The organism is Olleya sp. NP1-10, assembly GCF_055804415.1.
In genome coordinates, this window is sequence record NZ_CM147840.1 from 1,250,087 (window position 1) to 1,271,321 (window position 21,235).

Sequence of the window (21,235 nt, forward strand, 5' to 3'; positions counted from 1 at the left end):
AGTTCCTAAATATAACTAATGAAAAAGAAAATCACTATCCTAGCAGCATTTGCAATTGCATGTGTTGCGTTTTTTGTTTTGTTTAATTTTGAACAATCAAAATCTTCCAAACAGCTTAGCGTAAAAGAAATACACAAAAAACACTTAGAGGCAAGTCCTTATAAGGAAGTGTTGAAACTGTCTAAGCCAGAGCGAAAAGCTGCAGGTTTAACTCCAAATAAATATTATGAGCAAGAATGGGAATTAACCATGAATCCTGTTTTAGGTAGACCAACATCAGAGAATTTAAAACAAATTAGAGCTGATCAAAAATTAAAACGACAAAACTTTTTAGCTTCGGGGAGAGTACCTGGAGACGCTATAGATAATAGTTGGATTGAAAGAGGTCCAAATAATGTTGGTGGTCGTACTAGAGCTATAATGTTTGACCCTAATGATACTACAAACGAAACTTTATTTGCAGGTGGAGTAAGTGGAGGTTTATGGAAAAATACAAATATATCAAATCCTGACTCAGGTTGGCAAAGGATTGATATTCCAGAGAATTTAGCAGTAAGTTGTATCACTTACGATCCAAATAACTTAAATGTTTTTTATTTAGGTACTGGAGAGTCATATGTTAGTGGAGATGTAAATGGTGATGGGGTTTGGAAGTCTGAAGACGCAGGAACAACATGGACAAAAGTTTTTGGAGGAATATCTGGACCTACAACATTTGAGTCTGCTTCTAATGTAACTATTAATACACCAAGTAGTATCGCTGCAGATTACGCATCATATCCTACAGTAGCTTTTGGTACAGAAATTTCAACTGTAATTACTGCTGACCTAATTTTATCCAATGATACTGAATCAGCGGACCCAACATTAGGATGTATTTCTTTTGGAGGAGATGCGACAGGTAAGATAGCAGTGATAAGAAGAGGGAGCTGTAATTTTGATGATAAAGTTAGATACGCTGAAGATGCAGGAGCTATAGGTGTTATAATGATTAATAATGTATACGGTACTCCAATACCAATGGGAGGAGATGATACTACCATAACAATTCCATCAGTTATGATTTCTAAAGAAGATGGAGACATAATTGAACAAGCTATTTTATCAGGAACTGTTAATGGTTCGTTAAGTCCTTTAATTGATACTTTTACTGGAAATTTAGTTCCAGGCATACAGTTTGTTAACGATATTAAAGTAAGAAATAATAACGGTGTTTCTGAAGTTTATGTTGCAGCAGGAGATAGTTTTTATGGAGCAGCAAATTCTACGACATTTTTAACAGGTCCAGATTATGGTTTATATAAGTCTGTTGATAATGGTTCTACATGGGGAGAAATAAATATGCCATTAACTAGTAATAATAGAAAATATTGTCCAAATGATATTGAAATAGGTGCAGATAATAATATATGGTTATCAACAATTAACAGTGCTGTGTTTGGTGAAGGAGGTGGAGTTATATTTCGTTCTAGTGATGGTGATAATTTTAATGTTGTAAGAAATGTCCCAAACGCTAATAGAACTCAAATTGCTGTGTCATCATCAGATTCAGAAAAAGTTTATGTTTTAGCGCAGGGCACAGTTAATCCTGTAGTAATGGAAAAAACATCAGATGCATTCGCTACTAGTAACTCTATGACTTTGCCTAATGATGCAGACACTGGGATAGATGCTAATGATTTTACAAGAAATCAAGCTTTTTACGATTTAATGCTTGAAGTAGACCCTAACAATGATCAAATCATTTATGCAGGAGGGATTGATTTATTTAAATCCAATACAGGTGGCTCTTCTTGGGCTCAATTTTCTCATTGGTATGGCGGGTTTGGTTATCAAGAAGTTCATTCTGATCAACACGCCATGACTTTTGCCAACGGATCTTCGACAACTGTTGCATTTGGTAATGATGGAGGAGTGTATTATTCTGCTAATTCTGGGGCAATAACCTCGTCAAGAAATAAAGACTATAATACGTCTCAATTTTATACCGTAGGTGTCGCACCTACAACTGCATTTGAAGGAGATTATTTTGCAGGTGGACTACAAGATAATGGAACGCATTTGTTCGAAGACGCAAATCCAAATCAAGCTTCTTCTTCAGAAGAAGCTTCAGGAGGTGATGGTGCATTTACCTTTTTTGATCAAGATGGAACAGATCAGTACCTAGTTACAAACTATGTATATAATTCGGGTATTAATGTTTTTAATTATGCAGCTAATACTATTATAACTGTTAACAATGAATCTGAATCTAATGGTGCTTTTATAAATCCTCAGGCTTTAGATTCTAATTTAGATATTTTATATTCTAATTATACTAATAGTGCAGGTGTCATAGTTAAAAGATATTCGGGTATTAAAGCTCAGAATACATTAGTGGCTTCAGATATTTCTGATCCAGAATTGGATAGTACTCCAACTGCTTTTACAGTTTCTCCACATACTACTACATCTTCAACACTTTATATTGGAACAATTTTAGGAGATGTTTTTAAAGTCGAAAACGCAGATGCTTCACCTGTTTTTTCAGAGTTAGACTTAGATAATGTAATTGTCGGAAGTATCTCGGATATTGAAATAGGTTCTTCTGAAAATGAAATATTTTTAACAATACATAATTACGGTGTTCAAAGTATATGGTATACAAATGACGGAGGTACAACTTGGTTAGAAAAAGAAGGAGATTTACCAGATATGCCTGTAAAAACAATTTTGCAAAATCCATTAAATCCAAATGAAGTTATAATCGGTACTGAACTAGGTGTATGGTTTACTAATAATTTTTCAGATGCAAATCCTAACTGGAATCAAGCATTCAATGGTATGTCAAATGTTAAAGTTACAGATTTAGATGTGCGTGATGACAATATGGTGTTTGCAGCTACTTATGGTCGTGGAATTTTTTCTGGAGAATTTAAAATTGATGGTAATGGAGATGAGGATGGTGATGGAATCATTAATGAACTAGATAATTGCTTAAATACATCTAATCCAGATCAAGCCGATGTTGATGGAAACGGTATTGGTGATGTTTGTCAGGACACAGATGGTGATGGAGTTTTAGATATTGATGATAATTGCCCATTAGCAGCTAACCCTGATCAATTAGATTCTGATGGAAACGGTGTAGGTGATGTTTGTCAAGATGATGATGGAGACGGAATTTTTGATGATGTTGATAATTGTTTAGAAACAGCAAATCCCAATCAAGAAGACACTAATGGAAATGGTATTGGTGATGCTTGTGATACAAGTTATTTAAATGCTGATAATATTTCATTAGAAGTTATTTCTGAAAGATGTGAAAATCAAGATAATGGATCCGTAATAGTCAATGTAAACGAAACTTATGTGACTTACACAGCAACTCTTGTAGGTAATGGTGTGAATGTGTCAGAACAAATTACAGCTGACTCATTCACATTTGATGATTTAGCAGTTGGTGCGTATACTGTTTGTGTTTCTGTTGACGGAACATCTCATGAGCAATGTTTTGAAATTAATATTGATGAAGCTGATGTTATTGATTTACAAATTATAAACAATACTATTGATAATGATACCACTTACGTGGAAATGAGTAGAGGTACAGCGCCTTACACAGTGTTATTTAATGGAGAAATTGTTAAGATTACAAGTGATCAAAATTTTGAGTTAGACCTAGTTGGTTCGGGTGAATTAGAAATTAAAACAGCTGAAGCTTGTGAGGGAACATTTAAAACTTCAATAGAAAACACATTAAGTATTATCGCAAGTCCAAATCCTGTTATAAATGACTTGAAAATATCGTTTCCAAACACGATAACTCAATCAGAGGTAATTGTTCAAGTTTACGATGTTACGGGTAAAATGGTTATCAATAAAAACTATGTTAAAGGAAATTCAAACTTTATTAAAGTTCCTTTTGCAAGCTTAAATCCAGGTATTTATTTTATTAAATTAAATGTAGATTCTCCTGAGGTTATAAAAATTATAAAAAAATAAAGACATATGAATAAGTTAATAAAAATAGTTCCTGTAATGCTAATAGCAATTACATTTATGGCTTGTGGTGGAAGTGATGATGGTGGTTCAACTCCTCCAACTCCAAATACAGCACCAACAGCTGTGTCAAATTTAATTTATCCAAGTTCTGATTTACTTTGTATTGATACTAATATAGAGTTTGAATGGGCAGCAGCTTCAGATGCAGATAATGATAATTTAGAGTACATAATAAGAGTAGCAACAGATAGAGACCAAACTAATATTGTAGCTCAACAAACAACTAGTAATACTTCTGTATTAATTACTTTAAATCCAGGAATTGCATATTATTGGAATGTTGTGGCTTCTGATGGTGAAGATGAAGCAGAAGCGTCTCCTACTTTAGCTTTTTATACAGAAGGTGAAGGTGTTTCTAACTATGTGCCTTTTGCGGCTTCTATTATTGCTCCAGAAATGGATGCGTTTTTAGATTCTGGAAATGTATCTTTAGAATGGTCTGGAAGTGATGTTGATGTAGATGATACATTAACTTACGATGTCTTTTTGGGTACAACCGATACTCCTGATTTACTACAATCAGATGTTACAACAACAATTTTAGATGTAACAATAGCTGCTGGTACAACTTACTATTGGAAGATTGATACTAAAGATAACAATGGAACTAAAAGTATAGGTCAAGTTTGGTCGTTTACGACAAACTAATCTATATAAATATATAATTATTTATAAATGACAGACTAATTTAGTCTGTCATTTTTTTTAGAAATATACTCAAATTCTTAGAATCTAAATTAATCGTTTTCTGTAATTCTAAAACCGTTCCATGTTCTATGAAATGATCAGGAATGCCTTTTAAAATTAATTTGTTAGGGTAATTGTATTTAGTTTTAAACTCTGCAATAGCACTTCCAAAGCCTCCTAATAACGTCCCATCTTCAATTGTAACGACAGTCTCATGAGTTTTAAATACTTCATGTAACATAGTCTCATCTAATGGTTTTATAAAGCGAAGGTCGTAATGAGAAAATGCTGAGGTATTATCTAATAGGACTAAGGCTTCAGTTACGTTTTTGGCCATATTGCCTATTGATAAAACAGCAGTTTTTGTTCCTTGTTTTAAGCATTCACCTTTTCCGATTTCTAATTTACTAAATGGTTGTTGCCAGTCTAAATTTTGACCTCGTCCTCTTGGGTATCTTATAGCAATTGGATGTTTTAGTCCTAATTGAGCTGTATACATAATATTACGTAGCTCCATTTCATTACGAGGAGCCATAATAATTAGATTTGGGATGCAGCGTAAATATGATAAATCAAAAACTCCATGATGGGTTGCGCCATCTTCACCAACTAAACCTGCACGATCTAAACAAAAAATAACAGGAAGGTTTTGTAAGGCTACATCATGTATAATTTGATCATAAGCACGTTGTAAAAAGGTAGAATAGATATTACAAAACGCAATCATACCTTGAGTTGCTAATCCTGCTGCAAATGTCACAGCATGCTGCTCTGCTATACCAACGTCAAAAGCACGATCCGGAATTTGTTCCATCATATATTTTAACGAACTACCTGTGGGCATTGCTGGTGTAATCCCAATTATTTTTTCATTTTGTTTTGCTAATTCAACAATAGTATGCCCAAAAACATCTTGATATTTTGGTGGTTGTTTTATGTTTGATTTAGGATTTAATTCGCCTGTCTCTTTATTAAATTTTCCTGGTGCATGATAAGTAACTTGATTTTCTTCGGCTTGACGTAAACCTTTCCCTTTAGTTGTAATTACATGTAAAAATTTAGGGCCTTTTGTGTTTTTAAGACGCTTTAATTCTGTGATTAATAATGGTAAATCATGACCATCTATTGGTCCAGAATAGTCAAAATTAAGAGCTTCAAAAATATTATCTTGCTTTTCTGTGCCTTTTTTTACGTTTGTTAAATATTGTTTTAAAGCACCAACACTTGGATCAATACCTATTGCATTGTCATTTAATATTACAAGTAAGTTTGCATCTGTAACTCCTGCATGATTTAAACCTTCAAAAGCCATTCCGCTAGCTATAGACGCATCACCAATTACAGCAATATGTTGCGTGTCTAAATCTCCTTTTAGTTTAGAAGCAATAGCCATACCTAATGCAGCAGAAATTGAAGTGGATGAATGTCCAACACCAAAGGTGTCAAAATCACTTTCTAATCTATTAGGAAAACCACTCAATCCACCAATTTGTCTGTTAGTATCAAAGGTGTCTCGTCTACCAGTTAAAATTTTATGTCCATAGGCTTGGTGTCCAACATCCCAAACTAATTGATCTTTTGGTGTGTCAAATACATAGTGTAAAGCAATAGTAAGTTCTATTACTCCTAAACTAGCACCTAAGTGTCCTTCTTTAGTTGCTACTACATTTATAATAAAATCACGTAAATCTTTAGCAAGAAGCGGTAATTTTTCTTGACTTAAAAGACGAAGTTCCTTTGGGGAATCAATGGTATTTAAAAGTTTATTTTGCACTTAGCAAAAATACAAGATTTTATTAGTCTTCTGTATTAAAAATTATGGGTAAAGTATATAAAACGGAAACGTTTTTACCATCCTTTTTTGCTGGAATAAATTTTGGTAATTTTTTCATTACGCGTTCAGTCTCCTTTTTAAGTTTTGGATGAGGTGCTCTAATTTTAAGTATTTTAGTAGAGCCATTATTTTCAATTTTAAAATTCACATAAATGCGATGTGTCATTATAGCTGAATCTAATTTTGTTATTGATTTTTTGCTAAAGTTGTTTTTTACAAAGTTACCTAGCTGAGATTCAAAATATTTAGTTTCATAATGCGTGTTAGAGAATTCGGGTGAGTTTTTAAATTTTGGAAACTCGTCTACCGTATTAAAAGGAAAAGGTTCTTGTGTGTTATGAGTTTCTAATACCATGTCACCCATTATTTCAGGTATAGGAATATCTATTTTTAACGAATCTATATTTACAGGATCTGGAGTTGTGATAATTTCTCCTGTGGTTATGTTTTCAATAACAATCATGCCATCAACAAGAGGGATTGGAGCTTTAATTATTTGTGGAGCTTTACAATCTTTCTTTTTTGTAATTAAACTATCTGTCTCAATAGGCATCTCGATTAATCCTAAAACATCGATAACTTCATTTTTAGTCGAATCGATAACTTCTATAGTATCAATTTTTTTTGACGTTCCGTTTTTAGAAGAGCAGTTAAATAAAGTTGTTCCCATAATAATCATGGCTGCTAAAAAGAACGATTTATAAACACTATGCTTTTGCTGTATTAAGCTTAACGGGATTAGTAAGTTTATAGAGTCCAGTTGTGTTTGCTTAATGTGTCCACAAACGCGTTTGTCTTTATTTTCTTGTAAAAAATCTTGGATTTGGTAAGTGTCCATTTTAGTAAAATCGACAACCGTTTTATTGCATGATTCGCAAAAGCGACCTTTATCTTGTGGTGACATTGTATCCCAATTTTCATGACATGGTTTTGGGATTTTAATAGAGTAGTAGTTGGCCATATTAAACAATTTTTTAATAGGCATCAAAAGTCTTGCCGAACCGTTTGTTATTGAGTTTTTTATGTAAAAAAAACAGGGAATTGTTTTAGCAATTCCCTGTTTTAAGTTTTTTCTTTAAAACTTATTCCATACCCATTGCTTTTGCAACATCAGGACATGATTCTTTTACTAACGCTTTCATTTTTTCTCCATACGCTTTTTTCTCTTCTTCGTTCATGGCATCTTCTTTCTTTTTCATTTCGCCATCTGGATCTACACATTTTTGAAAATCTTCCATTACTTTAGTGTATTTAGCAAAATCCATTGCTGCAGGATCTTCTTTCATTTGTTTTGTAAGTTCAGCCATATCGCCTGAGCATTCACAAAAACGTTTTGCAGTTTCTTCTTCAGGAGTTCCTGCACAAGACATAAACGATAATGCTATTCCTGCTAATAATAATTTGATTTTCATTGGTTTGTTTTTTTTAAATTGAAATCAAATATATAGTTTTATTAATAATTTGTAAGTTTGAATTTATGATAAATCCATACGACGATACTTATTTTATGAAAAAAGCACTTCAGGAAGCTGAAGAGGCTTTTGATAAAGGTGAAATACCTGTTGGAGCTGTAATTGTTATAAAAGACCGTATTATTGCGAGAGCCCATAATTTAACCGAACTTTTAAATGATGTCACTGCACACGCCGAAATGCAAGCTATTACTGCTGCTGCTAATTTTTTAGGTGGAAAATATTTAAAAGATTGTACGTTATATGTCACTTTAGAACCTTGTCAAATGTGTGCTGGAGCGTTGTATTGGAGTCAGATTTCTAAAATTGTTTATGGAGCTAGAGATGAGGATCGTGGTTGTATTGCATTGAATACTAAATTACATCCTAAAACAAAAATGGTTGGTGGAGTGTTAGCTGAGGAAGCTTCGGCTATATTAAAACGTTTTTTTATAGAAAAGCGTAACTTAAATTAATAGATTGTTGTTAGCGATTTAGTGCATTAGGGATAGAAACGACATCCTTTTTGTTTTACTAAAAAAACAAAAAGATACAGTGGATAGCGCGACCCTTTGTAGTTTTTTAGCGGAAAAGGGTAATGCCCAAATAAAATTTTAAAATCGTCTTTTATCGCCTTCTTTTTTGCGCATGTCTTCTATTTTTTCTTTAGTTAACATGTACTCTTTGGCATCTCTGTCTTTCCATCTGTGGTACGTAAATAATGGGATAACTACAAAAAACAACCCTAAAACACCAAAACCTATTAACTTTTGTGCATAGTCTACCTCTAGCCAATAGCCACAAATAATACTAGCAACTGAGGCTATAAAAGATAATGCGATGATGTATTTCATGTTTTAAAAGACGTTATTTTTTGTAAAGATATAAAATGCTTTACTAAGTGGTGGTATAGTTAATTAATTGACGTCTGTAAGCGGTTAATAATTTAGATTTTGAAACAAAACCTATGTACTTACCGTCTTTAATTACTGGCAAATTCCAGGCGTTAGAATCTTGAAATTTTGCCATTACGGTTTTCATGGAATCCAGTTTGTAATCTATAATATCTGGTGGATTGTGCATCAGGTCTTCGACTAAAGTAGTCTCATAAAGTGCCTGGTTAAACATGATTTCTCTAACGTCATCCAAAAGTATAATCCCAACTAAAGCTTTATTTTTATTGACCACAGGAAATAGATTTCGGGTGGATTTTGCAACGCCTTTATGTAGCATATCTCCTAAGCTCATGTTTGGGTTAAGTCTAACAAAATTGGTCTCTATCACACTATCTAAAGACATTAAAGTTAATACACTCTGATCTTTGTTATGGGTTAATAACTCGCCTTTTAAAGCTAGCTCTTTAGTGTAAATGGTAAAATCTATAGCGTTTTTTTTAATAATGAAAGACATACTTACTGCTATCATTAACGGAATAAACAACTCATAGCCTCCAGTGATTTCGGCAATTAAGAAAATGGCTGTTAAAGGTGCATGTAATACACCTGCAATTAACCCAGCCATACCAATTAAAGTAAAATTGGTTTCTGACACATTAAAACCTAAGCCTAGGTTGTTGATTATTTTAGCAACGACATTACCCAAAGCACTACCCATAACCATGGTTGGTATAAAAATTCCTCCAGCTCCTCCAGCTGCAAATGTAGTGGTCATGGCTATGGCTTTAAAAACAGTTATGCCAATTAGTAATGCTATAACAACCCAAATATTGTCATTAAAATGATCAAAAGGCGTGGTGCCTAATGCAGCCAAATGGTTTCCGGCTAATAGATTATTTATAAAACCAAAACCTTCTCCATACAATGGTGGAATAAAGTATAACATCACACCAATTGCTAATCCACCAATAATTAATTTAGTGAGTCTTGATCCAAATCGTTCGAAAAATTTTAAAATGTAGAAATACATTTTTGTAAAATAAATCGAAGCAAATCCAGTACCTACACCCAATACTACATAAAATAGAGTGTCTTTAATTTGAAATTTATCAGAAAAATTAAAGTTGAATAATAAGTCGTCACCCAAAAAGAAATATGAGGTTAACACTGAAGCTACTGAAGCTATAAGTAATGGTAATAATGAAGCAAAGGTTAAATCCAAACTAAATACTTCTACCGCAAAAATAATAGCTGCAATTGGCGATTTAAATATAGATGAAATAGCACCTGCTGCTGCACAACCAATTAATAAAGTACGTGTTTGTTGATTAACATGAAGCAGTTTGCCTAAGTTAGAACTGATTGCAGATCCTGAAGCAATTGCAGGTCCAAGTAATCCAACAGATCCTCCAAAACCAACAGTTAGAGGTGCAGTTATTAACGGAATGTAAATTTTAGAACGTTCTATTAGTCCACTACGTTTTGATAATTTAAATAATATGGATGGTATTGCGTGTTCTACTTTTTTTAGTCACATATTTTGTAAATACATACACTAAAAATAACCCGAAAACGGGTAGTATAAAATAGATTTGGTTTTTAGAAAATACAACTAAATTATCTAAAGTACTTTCTATAGTAAATGTTGTGTTTCTTAATGTTACTGCTGCTAATCCTGCCAATAGACCAACTAGTCCACTTAGAATATAAGTGAAGTTTTTTTCGGAGATGTTTTTAATTCTCCATATAAAAAAACGTTTATGTAATGGTTGCTTTGGCATTAATTAAATGTAATAAAAAATCCTGCGATTTGCAGGATTTTTTATTTTTATGATTGTAAATCTAATTTAAGATTTAATTCTTTTAATTGTGTATCATCAATTGGTGCAGGCGCATCAATCATGACGTCTCGACCAGAATTGTTTTTGGGGAAGGCAATAAAATCTCTAATGGTTTCTTGACCACCTAATATAGATACTAATCTATCTAGTCCAAAAGCTAATCCGCCATGTGGAGGTGCGCCATACTCAAAAGCATCCATTAAAAAGCCAAACTGAGCTTTAGCTTCTGCTTCGCTAAATCCTAAATGTTTAAGCATGATTGCTTGTGTTGCTTTATCGTGTATACGTATAGATCCACCACCAATTTCGTTTCCGTTAAGGACTAAATCGTAAGCATTAGCTTTAATATCTCCTGGGTTAGTGTCTAATAATTCTATTTGACCAGGTTTTGGAGATGTAAATGGATGGTGCATAGCATGGTAATGACCTGTTTCTTCATCAAGTTCTAATAATGGGAAATCTATAACCCATAATGGAGCAAATACTTTTGGGTCTCTTAAGCCTAAACGCTCTGCTAATTCCATACGTAAAGCACTTAGTTGTGCTCGTACTTTATTAGTGTCTCCAGATAATATACAAACTAAATCACCAGCTTTGGCTCCAGTTACTTCTGCCCATTTTGCTAAATCGTCTTGGTCGTAAAATTTATCTACAGAAGATTTGAATGTTCCGTCGTCATTACAACGTGAGTACACCATACCTAAAGCGCCAACTTGCGGACGTTTTACCCAATCAATTAATTTGTCTATTTCTTTACGTGTATAACTGTTTCCTCCAGGAACAGCAATACCAACAACTAATTCGGCATTATTAAAAACACCAAAATCTTTGTGTTGCGCTACAGCGTTAAGCTCTCCAAACTCCATTCCAAATCTAATGTCTGGTTTGTCGTTTCCGTATAAACGCATTGCGTCATCGTAAAGCATACGTGGGAATTTGTCAACTTCTACACCATTAACTTCTTTTAATAAATGACGTGTTAAGCCTTCAAAAATATTTAATATATCTTCTTGTTCTACAAATGCCATTTCGCAGTCAATTTGCGTAAATTCTGGTTGTCTGTCTGCACGTAAATCTTCGTCTCTAAAACATTTTACAATCTGGAAGTATTTATCCATACCTCCAACCATAAGCAATTGCTTAAAGGTTTGTGGTGATTGTGGAAGTGCGTAAAATTCACCTTCATTCATTCTAGAAGGGACAACAAAATCTCTTGCGCCTTCTGGAGTAGATTTTATTAAGTAAGGTGTTTCAACCTCAATAAATTCATTGTTTGATAAAAAATTTCTAACTTCCTGAGTCACTTTTGCTCTGAAAATCAAATTATTTTTAACAGGGTTTCTTCTAATGTCTAGATAACGGTATTTCATTCTGATATCTTCACCACCATCCGTTTTATCTTCGATAGTAAAAGGAGGAAGTAATGATTCGTTTAGAATGTTTAATTCTTTTACTAAAATCTCGATGTCTCCTGTTGGGATATTTGGGTTTTTAGAAGCACGCTCAATTACAGTTCCTTTAACTTGTATTACAAATTCACGACCTAATTTTTGAGCTTGTTCAAGAATGTCTTTTGATGTACGCTCTTCATCAAAAATAAGTTGAGTAATACCATAACGATCACGAAGATCGACCCATATCATAAATCCTTTATCTCTTGATTTTTGTACCCAACCTGAAAGGGTAACTTCTGTATTTATATGTGATGCATTTAGCTCACCACAGTTGTGACTTCTGTACATAATTATCTATTAGAAATGCAAAAGTAAAAAATCCGAAGTAAAGACTTCGGATTTTTTGTTTAAATCATTTAAATGTATGTACTAAACTGAAAATTTACTCTTCAATTGTAGTTTCTAATATAATATCGTTTTCATTTTCATCTGAAGAAAATTTAGTTTTTATCCACATTTTTAATTTAACAGATAAGAAAAATAATATTGGAACAACTATTAACGTTAAGAATGTAGCTATTAATAGACCGTAAATTACAGTCCATGCTAATGGTCCCCAAAATATTACGTTATCTCCTCCCATGTATATGTTAGCATCAAGATCTGCAAACAATGTAAAGAAGTTGATGTTTAATCCAATAGCTAGTGGGATTAATCCAAAAATGGTGGTAATTGCAGTTAATAGTACAGGTCTTAAACGTGCTTTTCCTGCATTTACAATACTTTCAAATAAATCTTCGTTTGAAAGGTAGTCGTCTTCATCTAAATCTAATTTGGCTTTCTTTCTATCAATAAGGAGTTGAGCATAATCTAATAATACCACACCATTGTTTACAACAATTCCGGCTAGCGATATAATACCAACCATGGTCATCATAATTACGAATGAACTTCCTGAAATTACAATACCACCAAATACACCAATAAAACTAAGGAAAATAGCAATCATGATTATAGTTGGTTTTGAAACCGAATTAAATTGGAATATTAATATGAAAAAGATTAATCCAAGTCCAGTAAAAAAGGCACCAACTAAAAATAGCATTTGCTTATTTTGTTCTTCAATTTGACCTGTATAATCTATTTTAATGCCTTTAGGTAAGTTTTCATAACTTTTCATTTCGTTTTGAATTTGACTTACAATAGCAGCAGCATCTGTAAAACCTGGAGATAATGCAGAATAAACGGTTACAACACGTCTAGTGTCTTTGTGTTTAATAGCACTAAAACCTGAATTGTTTTCGTATTTAATTACAGCAGAAACAGGTACACTTTTTATTTGTCCAGTATTGTCTCTAAACGTAATGTTTTGATTAAATAAAGCACTTTTATTATATCTGTTTTCTTTATTAAAACGAACATAAATATCGTAATCATCACCATCTTCTTTATAAACACCAGCTTTAGATCCAAATACAGAGCTACGTAATTGTTGTCCAACTTGTGCAGCACTAATACCTAACTCACCAGCTTTTTCTCTGTCTATAGTGACACGCATGGTTGGCTTAGCTTTATTAACATCAATTTTAAGCTCGTCAATACCTTGTATGTTTTTGGTGTTAATAAACTCACGCATTGATTCTGCAGTAGCGATTAACTCGTCGTAATCTTCACCTTCAATTTCAACGTTAATTGGAGGTCCAACAGGAGGTCCGTTAGCGTCTTTTTCAACCGAAATTAAAACTCCAGGATAAATACCAACTAAGGCAGTTTGTACTTTTTGCCTAAGCGCTTCACTATCTTCACCACGTCTAAATTTATACTCACGCATTGAAGCTGTGATTTTAGCTTTGTGTGGCATTTCTGCAGCGGATCCACCATCGGTTTGAGGGTTTCCTGCACCTTCACCAACTTGAGATACTGTACTTTCTACTAAATAATTATAACCATTATCCATATAGTGGTCATCATTTAGTACAGTAAATACACGTTGTTCTATCTCTTTGGTAATAGCATTTGTTTTTTCTATGGCTGTACCTTCTGGATATTCTATGTAAACAATAATCTGATTAGGTTTGTTATCTGGAAAAAATTCTACTTTAGTTCGTTTTGCACCTAATGACATACCAAAAGCAATAAATGATGCAATTAATAATAAGAAAGTCCCAATACTTAATAAATAAGGCTTTCTACCTGAAAGTGCCGAACGAAGTTTACGTTCGTACCAGTTTTCTAATGAAACTAATGTTTTGTTTTGGAAATAATTAGCTGCTTTTCTAATAAAGAAACGGTAAGCCCAAAGCATTACAGCAGTAAAAATCATTACTGTACCTAAGCCTCTGTAAGCACCTCCAAATATTAATATTAAAATACCGATAATAGCAATAATCGAAGAGGTTTTAATGATTTGCTTTAAAGGCATATCCTTATCTTCAATAGTCATGTATCTTGATACTAAAACCGAATTGAAAAAGATAGCCACAAATAATGAAGACCCTAGTACTACAGATAATGTTATGGGTAGAATTTTCATGAATTCTCCCATAATTCCTGGCCATAAACCTAACGGAATAAAGGCTGCAACTGTAGTAGCTGTAGATATAATAATAGGAAAAGCGATTTCGCCAATACCCTTTTTAGCAGCTTCAATTCTGCTCATACCCTCAGATTCCATTAAACGATATACGTTTTCAACAACAACAATACCATTATCCACAAGCATACCAAGTCCCATAATAAGACCAAATAATACCATTGTATTTAAACTTTGACCTAATAATTGAAGTATCATTAAGGACATAAACATAGACATTGGGATTGCAAACCCAACAAATAAGGCATTTTTAAACCCTAAAAAGAACATTAAAACGGTAACAACTAATATAACACCAAAGATGATGTTGTTTACCAAATCATCGACTTGACCAATAGTTTTTGAAGATTGGTCGTTAACAACAGAAACGGTTAAATCAGGAGGGAATACATTGTCTATTGCATCTGCAACTATAACTTGAATTTGCTCAGCAGCTGCAACCATGTTTTTACCAGCACGTTTTTTGACGTCTAACATCACTACAGGATGACCATACTCTCTAGCAAAAGTAGTTTTGTCTTCTTCTTTAAAAGTTACTGTAGCTAAGTCTTTAAGGTATATTGCGTTACCTTGTTCTGATTTTACGACAAAATTTTCAAGTTCTGAAGGTTTTTCAATTTCACCTAGAACTCTAATAGTACGACGTTGTCCGCTTGCTTTTAAGTTACCAGCAGACATGGTTAAGTTACCATTGTTTATGGCTGCGATAATGTCGTTAAAAGTAACTTGAGCTGCCATCATTTTGTAAATGTCAACTGCAACTTCTACTTCTTTTTCTTGGGCACCACGAATATCTGCTTTTTTAATTTCTTGCAGATTTTCTATTTCATCTTGAAGATATTCAGCATATTCCTTTAATTTCTGAATAGGATAATCTCCAGAGATATTAATGTTTAAGATTGGCATTTCTTCAGACAAGCTTAGCTCAAACACATCAGGTTCTACTTTTGCGCCATTAAAAGTTGGCCAATCTTCGCCAGAAGTTTCAGTATCAATTTCATCTTTAACTTTTTGTTTGGCCTGATCTACGGTTAATCCGTCATCAAATTCAACAATTAACATTGAGTAATCTTCTTGTGATGTTGAGGTGATCTCTACAACATTACTAACTGTTTTTAATTTATCTTCTAAAGGATCTGAAATTAATTTTTCAATATCCTCTGCAGTGTTTCCTGGATAAATTGAACTAACATATATTTTAGTTTCGTTTACTTCTGGAAAGTTTTCTCTTGGCATGTCGAAAAATGCAGAAATACCTAAGTAAAATATTACTGCAATTAGTACATACATTGTGGTTTTGTTGTTAATTGCCCACGATGACCAACCAAATTCCTTATCGACTTGTTTTTTCTTTTTAGTCATTATTTAATTGGTTTAGTATTTAATTACTTTTACTGTTTGTCCATCTTTTACACTACGTGCACCTTCTTGGATCAATTCTGCTCCACCTGTAATACCTTCTAAAACTTCAATAACATCACCTTGGGTTTTTCCTGTTTTAATAATGACTTTATTAACAGTGCCTTTATTGTCGTCTTTTTTGTCTTTTACTACGTAAACATATTGTTCGCCTTCAGCATTTTCAGAAATAATACTTTGCGGTATTAATATTGCTTTAGGATTTGAGTAATCGTTAATTTTAAGTTTTGCAGTTAAGTTAGGCTTTATGGTTTTGTCTTTGTTTGGCACATCAACCTCTACTTTAAAAGTACGGTTCGTAGCATTAATTACGTCTCCAGCTTGACGGATTTTAGTGTCTACTGTTGTTCCTAAAACAGGAAACTCTACAGTTACTTTCTTGCCTTTTACTACGGATGGTATGTAGCTTTCTGGTACATCAGTTTCAATGTACATGTCATTTAGGTTAACAATACGCATTAATGGTGTTTGTCCAGCACCTACAACACTACCTTTTTCTGTAATTACATCATCAATTGTTCCTGAGAAAGGAGCTCTAACAGTGGTTTTGTTTAATTGTTTTTGTAATTGATTGATAGCTTCTTGTTGCGCATCGTAAGATGATTTTGCTTGTAGGTATTGGATTTCGCTACCAATTTTTTGATTCCATAATCGTTCTTGACGCTCAAATGTAGTTTTAGCTAAAGCAGACTGTATTTTAAGTTGCGCTAATTGTTGGCTTAATCCACCATCATCAATTTTTGCTAAGGTTTGTCCTTTAGAGACACGTTGTCCTTCTTTTACATAAACATTGGTCAAAATCCCATTGTATTCTGGTGTTATAGTTAAAAGGTTTTTTGTGGTAACGTTACCTTGCAATTCTAATACGTGATCAAAAACTTCTTCTTTAGCTTTGATAGTTGTAATTAAAGGAATGTTTTGAGTGGTGTCTAAAGTTTTAATTCTTTGGTCTAATAATTTTATTTTAGATTGAATAGCTTCTTGATCTGTAACTAATTCTGCACGTTTAGTACGAATGTCTTCAAGGTTATTTTTTTCTAATATATTTTCGACTGAATTCTTTTTATTTCCACCACATGAAGCTAATAAAATAGCAGCAAATGAAAGTGTTATTATATGTTTCATAATTATTGTTTTGTAAGGTTGATTAGTTTGTAGTGTTAAGTAAAGTTTCTAGTTCTGCTTTTTTTGTGATTACATCTAGCATAGTCTGAAGTAATTCTTGTTGTGCTGTATATAATTGCGTTTGTGCTTGTCTTAGTTCAAAACTAGAACCAATACCTTCAAAAAATTTGGTTTGGTTTTTAGTTTCAATACGCTCGGCAAGTGTCAGATTTTCTTTTTTATTTTGGTAATCTTCAATAGCAAATTGGTAATCGCTTTTTGCAGATTCTATTTGCAGATTTAACATTTGCTCTGTTTCTGTAAGATTAATGTCTGCTTTTTCTAAATTTATTTTAGCACGTTGTGTTGCCGCACTGCGCATACCAGAGCTAAATATTGGTACATTTAAGCTCACACCAAATATTGATGATCCATACCATTTTTCGTTTGTATTTGTAAAATTAAAAGACTCTCTGTTTCCTGTATACCCTCCGTTTATAAAGGCGCTTAAACTAGGTAATGCTTTGCTTTTTTCTAACTTAACTAATAGCTCTTTAGACGTTTTGTCGTTTTGGGCTATTTTATAATCTATATTATTTTCTATGTTGTTATCAGTATCTAATAATTCTAATTTAATGTTTTGAAGTGCTAAAGCATCTAAGTCCTCTGTTAAAACAGTAGTGTCGTTAATAGGTTTACCAATGGTTAGGTTTAGCATTTGATAAGCTAAGTCTTTTAAACGTGTTGTGTTATTTAAATTACTTTTAACACTAGATAAAGTGATTTTTAATTGCTCTACGCTTTCTTCTTCTTCTAAACCATTTTCAAAAATCTTGGTAATGTCATTTAGGTTTTTTTCTAATACACTAATATTACGCTCTAAAATGGCAACACTTTCTTCTGCTAAAAGCACATTTCCGTAGGCGTTAATTACAGCTTTTCTAACTTCTAAATCTGTCTTTGCTTTTGCGTTTTTAGAAATTTCTAAATACACTTTTGCAGATTGTAGTCCTACTAAGTAAGACCCATCAAATAATAATTGACTTAAAGTAGCAGTACCAGTTAAAGTATGTTTAGAACCAACTTGAATGACTTGGTCTCCAAATACAAATACATTACGTTTTAGTGCGTTTTGGTAGTCTACCGCAGCATTAAGTTGAGGTAAACCTGTAGCTGTAGTTTCCCATTTTTGTTTGATGGCAGCTTCTATATCCAACGCTGCATTTTTTGCAGTTCTGTTGTTTTCTAACGCATAATCAATAGCTTCTTGTAAAGATAGATTGGTTGGAGCTTCTTGTCCAACTGCTAAGGACGTCAGAATTAAACTAAATACTAAGATTAAGTTTTTCATTAGTTAAGGGTGGTTTTGTTTATAAATTTATTTAGTGTTTGTAATCCTTTCTCGGTACAAATAGCTCTTAAATGATATTCTAAATAGCTTTCCATTAGATACTCCATTGTAAAAATACTTGACGGGAAAATAGTTTCGTCCTTAATACCAGACATACCATTAAAGTACATTCTTGAAATAAAATCGACATTTATATTTTTTCTAAACAATCCTGTGTCTACACCTTTTTGCATGCTTTCTTTTACAGATACATACATTTTTTCAAATTGTTTTAAATGCAAGTTGTTATGTATTTGTGGATAGTATTTTTTTAACTGATATTGTGGTGATGCTTTTTCGTTTTTTAAGTACGTCATAACAAACATTTTAATATCATATAGTTCTTCAATTGGATTATGTGATTTATCACAAATGCAATCAATTCCTCCACAAATATTTTCAAAAATTTGTGTTGTTGTTGCTTCTACTAATTTAGTTTTATTAGCAAAATGTTGATAGATTGTTTTTTTTGATATGCCTAAGGCATTAGCAATCTCATCCATTGTAACACTTTTAAAACCAAGTGTTAAAAATAGTTCGGCAGATTTAAGTATAATTTTTTCTCTCATAATTTGGCACAAATGTACGACAGGAAACTTTAAAAACAATAAAAGTTTCCAAAGTATTAATAGTTTTTTAACACAGCTCTTTACATAGACTTTAGTTTGTTAATAGGATTTGCGTTATTTTTGCAGAATGCAAAATATTTTATCATACCAAACTGCTTTTACAGATTACCTAAAAGGGTATTCGTCACCAAAAGAACCAGCTAACCTTTACAATCCTATACATTATATATTGCAATTAGGTGGTAAACGTTTGCGACCAGTGTTAACTTTAATGACTGCAGAAATTTTTGGATCCAATCATACTAAGGCCTTAGATGCTGCCTTGAGTATAGAGGTGTTTCATAATTTTTCATTGGTACATGATGACATTATGGATGATGCACCTTTAAGACGTGGTCAACAAACAGTGCACGAAAAATGGGATATAAACACAGGTATTTTGTCAGGTGATGCTATGTTGATTATGGCTTATCAACTATTTGAAAACTATAATCCACAAGTGTTTCAGGCTTTAGCAAAATTATTTAGCAAAACAGCTTTGGAGGTTTGCGAAGGTCAGCAATATGATGTTGATTTTGAAACCAGAGATGATGTAACTATACCTGAGTATTTAAAAATGATTGAATACAAAACAGCTGTTTTGGTTGGAGCAGCTATGAAAATGGGAGCAATTGTAGCCGAAACTTCTGAAGATAATCAAAATAGTATTTATCAATTTGGTCGTCTTTTAGGAATAGCTTTTCAATTACAAGATGATTATTTAGACGCATTTGGCGATCCAAAAACTTTTGGTAAACAAGTTGGAGGAGATATAATTGAAAATAAAAAAACCTACCTTTATTTAAAGGCATTGCAAGCTTTAGAAGGAAGTGATAAGTATAGATTAGAACAATTATTTTCAGTTAATTTAGAAGATAATAGCGATAAAATTGAAACTGTAAAACAGTATTTTGTAGCCTCTGGATCTGCTGAAGCTACTAAGGAAGCTATTAAAGAATATACCAATAAGGCTTTTGAAGTGTTAGACACGCTAAGTATATCTGAAGATAAAAAACAAATGCTTAAAACTTTTGGTACAAATTTAATGACAAGAAGTGTTTAGTTTTTATGGATTTACCATCAGATTTTAACCAATTAATAGAGCAGGCAAACACACAAAATCTGTATCAAAAATTAGTACAACAATTAAATAAAGATTTTTTGTATGCTAATATAGATTTAGATTTTAGTCAGGATATATTGCCAGCAAGTTTAAAGTTAATGCTACATGAAACGGTTTATAAACTGATTCAAGAAAAGTTTGCCGAGTATCTTAACTTGCTTTATATAATAGATGTGTCAGAAGACGTGATTAAAAAGTTAGATGGTAGTGATACATTGCAACTGTCTGAAGACGTTTCGTTTTTAATCTTAAAACGAGAATGGCAAAAAGTGTGGTTTAGACAAAAATATTCTTAAAAGAAAACTCTAACAAAAGGAACAAAAGCATTAGCGTAAACACTGTCAGTTTCATCATAAAGTAAATCATATCTAACACCAAACGTCACGTTGTTAGTTCTGTAACCAGCACCAATAAATAAAGCAGGTACCCAATAGTTTCTATCTGCATTTTCAGCAAAAGCACCCTCAAATTGTTGGTTAACATTAAGTTGTTCAAACTCTGTAGAAAGCTGTATCTCTTCTATAGGGTTAAATAAACCCATGATACTACCTCCTAAAATAGTTGATTTGTAGACGTTTTTACTTTTGTTGTATGTTCCGTTAAGACCAACACCCAAAGCAAAACTATTGTTAAATTGATAAATAGCACTTGGTGCTAGAGTGGCACTAAAAAAATCACTTCCAGTACTTAAACCTAATCCACCTCCAAAACGTACGTTTTTCCAAAAATCACTTTTTTGCTGAGGTAAATTGTCTTGTGCATTAGTGAAAGTTGATAAAAAACATGCAATTACTGATAAAACAATAATTTTAGGAAGTTTAATCGATTTAATTTTCATAATAATTAATTTA

Annotated in this window: 15 protein-coding genes and 1 pseudogene; 5 read left to right on the plus strand and 11 right to left on the minus strand. The window is 32.7% G+C overall.

Annotated features, from left to right (window positions below; translation table 11 throughout):
- Positions 1 to 18: 18 nt before the first annotated feature.
- Both AC0L4B_RS05740 and AC0L4B_RS05745 read left to right on the plus strand, forming a co-directional pair.
- On the plus strand, positions 19 to 3,984 hold the full coding sequence (locus AC0L4B_RS05740) for a thrombospondin type 3 repeat-containing protein (RefSeq protein WP_473438934.1): 3,966 nt from the start codon (positions 19 to 21) through the stop codon (positions 3,982 to 3,984).
- A 6-nt stretch (positions 3,985 to 3,990) separates the two neighbouring features.
- Positions 3,991 to 4,692, plus strand: a complete 702-nt coding sequence (locus AC0L4B_RS05745; protein WP_473438935.1) for a hypothetical protein — start codon at positions 3,991 to 3,993, stop codon at positions 4,690 to 4,692.
- Positions 4,693 to 4,732: 40 nt separating this feature from the next.
- Here AC0L4B_RS05745 and AC0L4B_RS05750 read toward each other — a convergent pair whose 3' ends face one another.
- The 3 genes from AC0L4B_RS05750 to AC0L4B_RS05760 form a co-directional block, all read right to left on the minus strand.
- The gene (locus AC0L4B_RS05750; RefSeq protein WP_473438936.1) at positions 4,733 to 6,505 is read right to left on the minus strand and encodes a 1-deoxy-D-xylulose-5-phosphate synthase; all 1,773 of its coding nucleotides are present in this window, start codon (positions 6,503 to 6,505) and stop codon (positions 4,733 to 4,735) included.
- A 22-nt stretch (positions 6,506 to 6,527) separates the two neighbouring features.
- Positions 6,528 to 7,526, minus strand: a complete 999-nt coding sequence (locus AC0L4B_RS05755) for an energy transducer TonB (protein WP_473438937.1) — start codon at positions 7,524 to 7,526, stop codon at positions 6,528 to 6,530.
- 121 nt (positions 7,527 to 7,647) lie between these two features.
- Positions 7,648 to 7,977: a hypothetical protein gene (locus AC0L4B_RS05760; protein WP_473438938.1), complete on the minus strand. Its 330-nt coding sequence runs from the start codon at positions 7,975 to 7,977 to the stop codon at positions 7,648 to 7,650.
- Positions 7,978 to 8,042: 65 nt separating this feature from the next.
- Here AC0L4B_RS05760 and AC0L4B_RS05765 point away from each other — a divergent pair, with 65 nt between their 5' ends.
- A complete protein-coding gene (locus AC0L4B_RS05765; RefSeq protein WP_473438939.1) occupies positions 8,043 to 8,492 on the plus strand; it encodes a nucleoside deaminase in 450 nt (149 codons plus the stop codon).
- Positions 8,493 to 8,630: 138 nt separating this feature from the next.
- Here AC0L4B_RS05765 and AC0L4B_RS05770 read toward each other — a convergent pair whose 3' ends face one another.
- The 7 genes and pseudogenes from AC0L4B_RS05770 to AC0L4B_RS05800 all read right to left on the minus strand — a co-directional run bounded on the left by AC0L4B_RS05770 (position 8,631) and on the right by AC0L4B_RS05800 (position 19,222).
- Entirely contained in the window at positions 8,631 to 8,870 is a 240-nt protein-coding gene (locus AC0L4B_RS05770; RefSeq protein ID WP_473438940.1) for a hypothetical protein, read from the minus strand.
- 43 nt (positions 8,871 to 8,913) lie between these two features.
- Positions 8,914 to 10,693: pseudogene (locus tag AC0L4B_RS05775) on the minus strand (chloride channel protein).
- A 47-nt stretch (positions 10,694 to 10,740) separates the two neighbouring features.
- On the minus strand, positions 10,741 to 12,495 hold the full coding sequence (aspS, locus tag AC0L4B_RS05780) for an aspartate--tRNA ligase (RefSeq protein WP_473438941.1): 1,755 nt from the start codon (positions 12,493 to 12,495) through the stop codon (positions 10,741 to 10,743).
- 94 nt (positions 12,496 to 12,589) lie between these two features.
- Complete coding sequence (locus AC0L4B_RS05785) at positions 12,590 to 16,102, minus strand: efflux RND transporter permease subunit (protein WP_473438942.1); 3,513 nt, start codon at positions 16,100 to 16,102, stop codon at positions 12,590 to 12,592.
- A 12-nt stretch (positions 16,103 to 16,114) separates the two neighbouring features.
- Positions 16,115 to 17,284, minus strand: a complete 1,170-nt coding sequence (locus AC0L4B_RS05790; RefSeq protein ID WP_473438943.1) for an efflux RND transporter periplasmic adaptor subunit — start codon at positions 17,282 to 17,284, stop codon at positions 16,115 to 16,117.
- A 22-nt stretch (positions 17,285 to 17,306) separates the two neighbouring features.
- Positions 17,307 to 18,614, minus strand: coding sequence for a TolC family protein (locus tag AC0L4B_RS05795; RefSeq protein WP_473438944.1), 1,308 nt, complete (start codon positions 18,612 to 18,614; stop codon positions 17,307 to 17,309).
- On the minus strand, positions 18,614 to 19,222 hold the full coding sequence (locus AC0L4B_RS05800) for a TetR/AcrR family transcriptional regulator (RefSeq protein ID WP_473438945.1): 609 nt from the start codon (positions 19,220 to 19,222) through the stop codon (positions 18,614 to 18,616). Before AC0L4B_RS05800 ends, AC0L4B_RS05795 begins: the two co-directional genes overlap by 1 nt.
- Positions 19,223 to 19,349: 127 nt before the next feature.
- Between AC0L4B_RS05800 and AC0L4B_RS05805 the strand changes: the two genes are divergently transcribed.
- Together AC0L4B_RS05805 and AC0L4B_RS05810 are read left to right on the plus strand one after the other, a co-directional pair.
- Positions 19,350 to 20,324 carry a polyprenyl synthetase family protein gene (locus tag AC0L4B_RS05805; RefSeq protein ID WP_473438946.1) on the plus strand — a complete coding sequence of 325 codons (975 nt, stop codon included), beginning with the start codon at positions 19,350 to 19,352 and terminating at the stop codon, positions 20,322 to 20,324.
- 5 nt (positions 20,325 to 20,329) lie between these two features.
- Entirely contained in the window at positions 20,330 to 20,680 is a 351-nt protein-coding gene (locus AC0L4B_RS05810; RefSeq protein WP_473438947.1) for a hypothetical protein, read from the plus strand.
- Here the strand turns inward: AC0L4B_RS05810 and AC0L4B_RS05815 are convergent.
- A complete protein-coding gene (locus AC0L4B_RS05815) occupies positions 20,677 to 21,222 on the minus strand; it encodes an alpha-ketoglutarate decarboxylase (RefSeq protein ID WP_473438948.1) in 546 nt (181 codons plus the stop codon). The two genes, AC0L4B_RS05810 and AC0L4B_RS05815, sit on opposite strands and share 4 nt — an antisense overlap.
- Positions 21,223 to 21,235 lie beyond the last annotated feature (13 nt).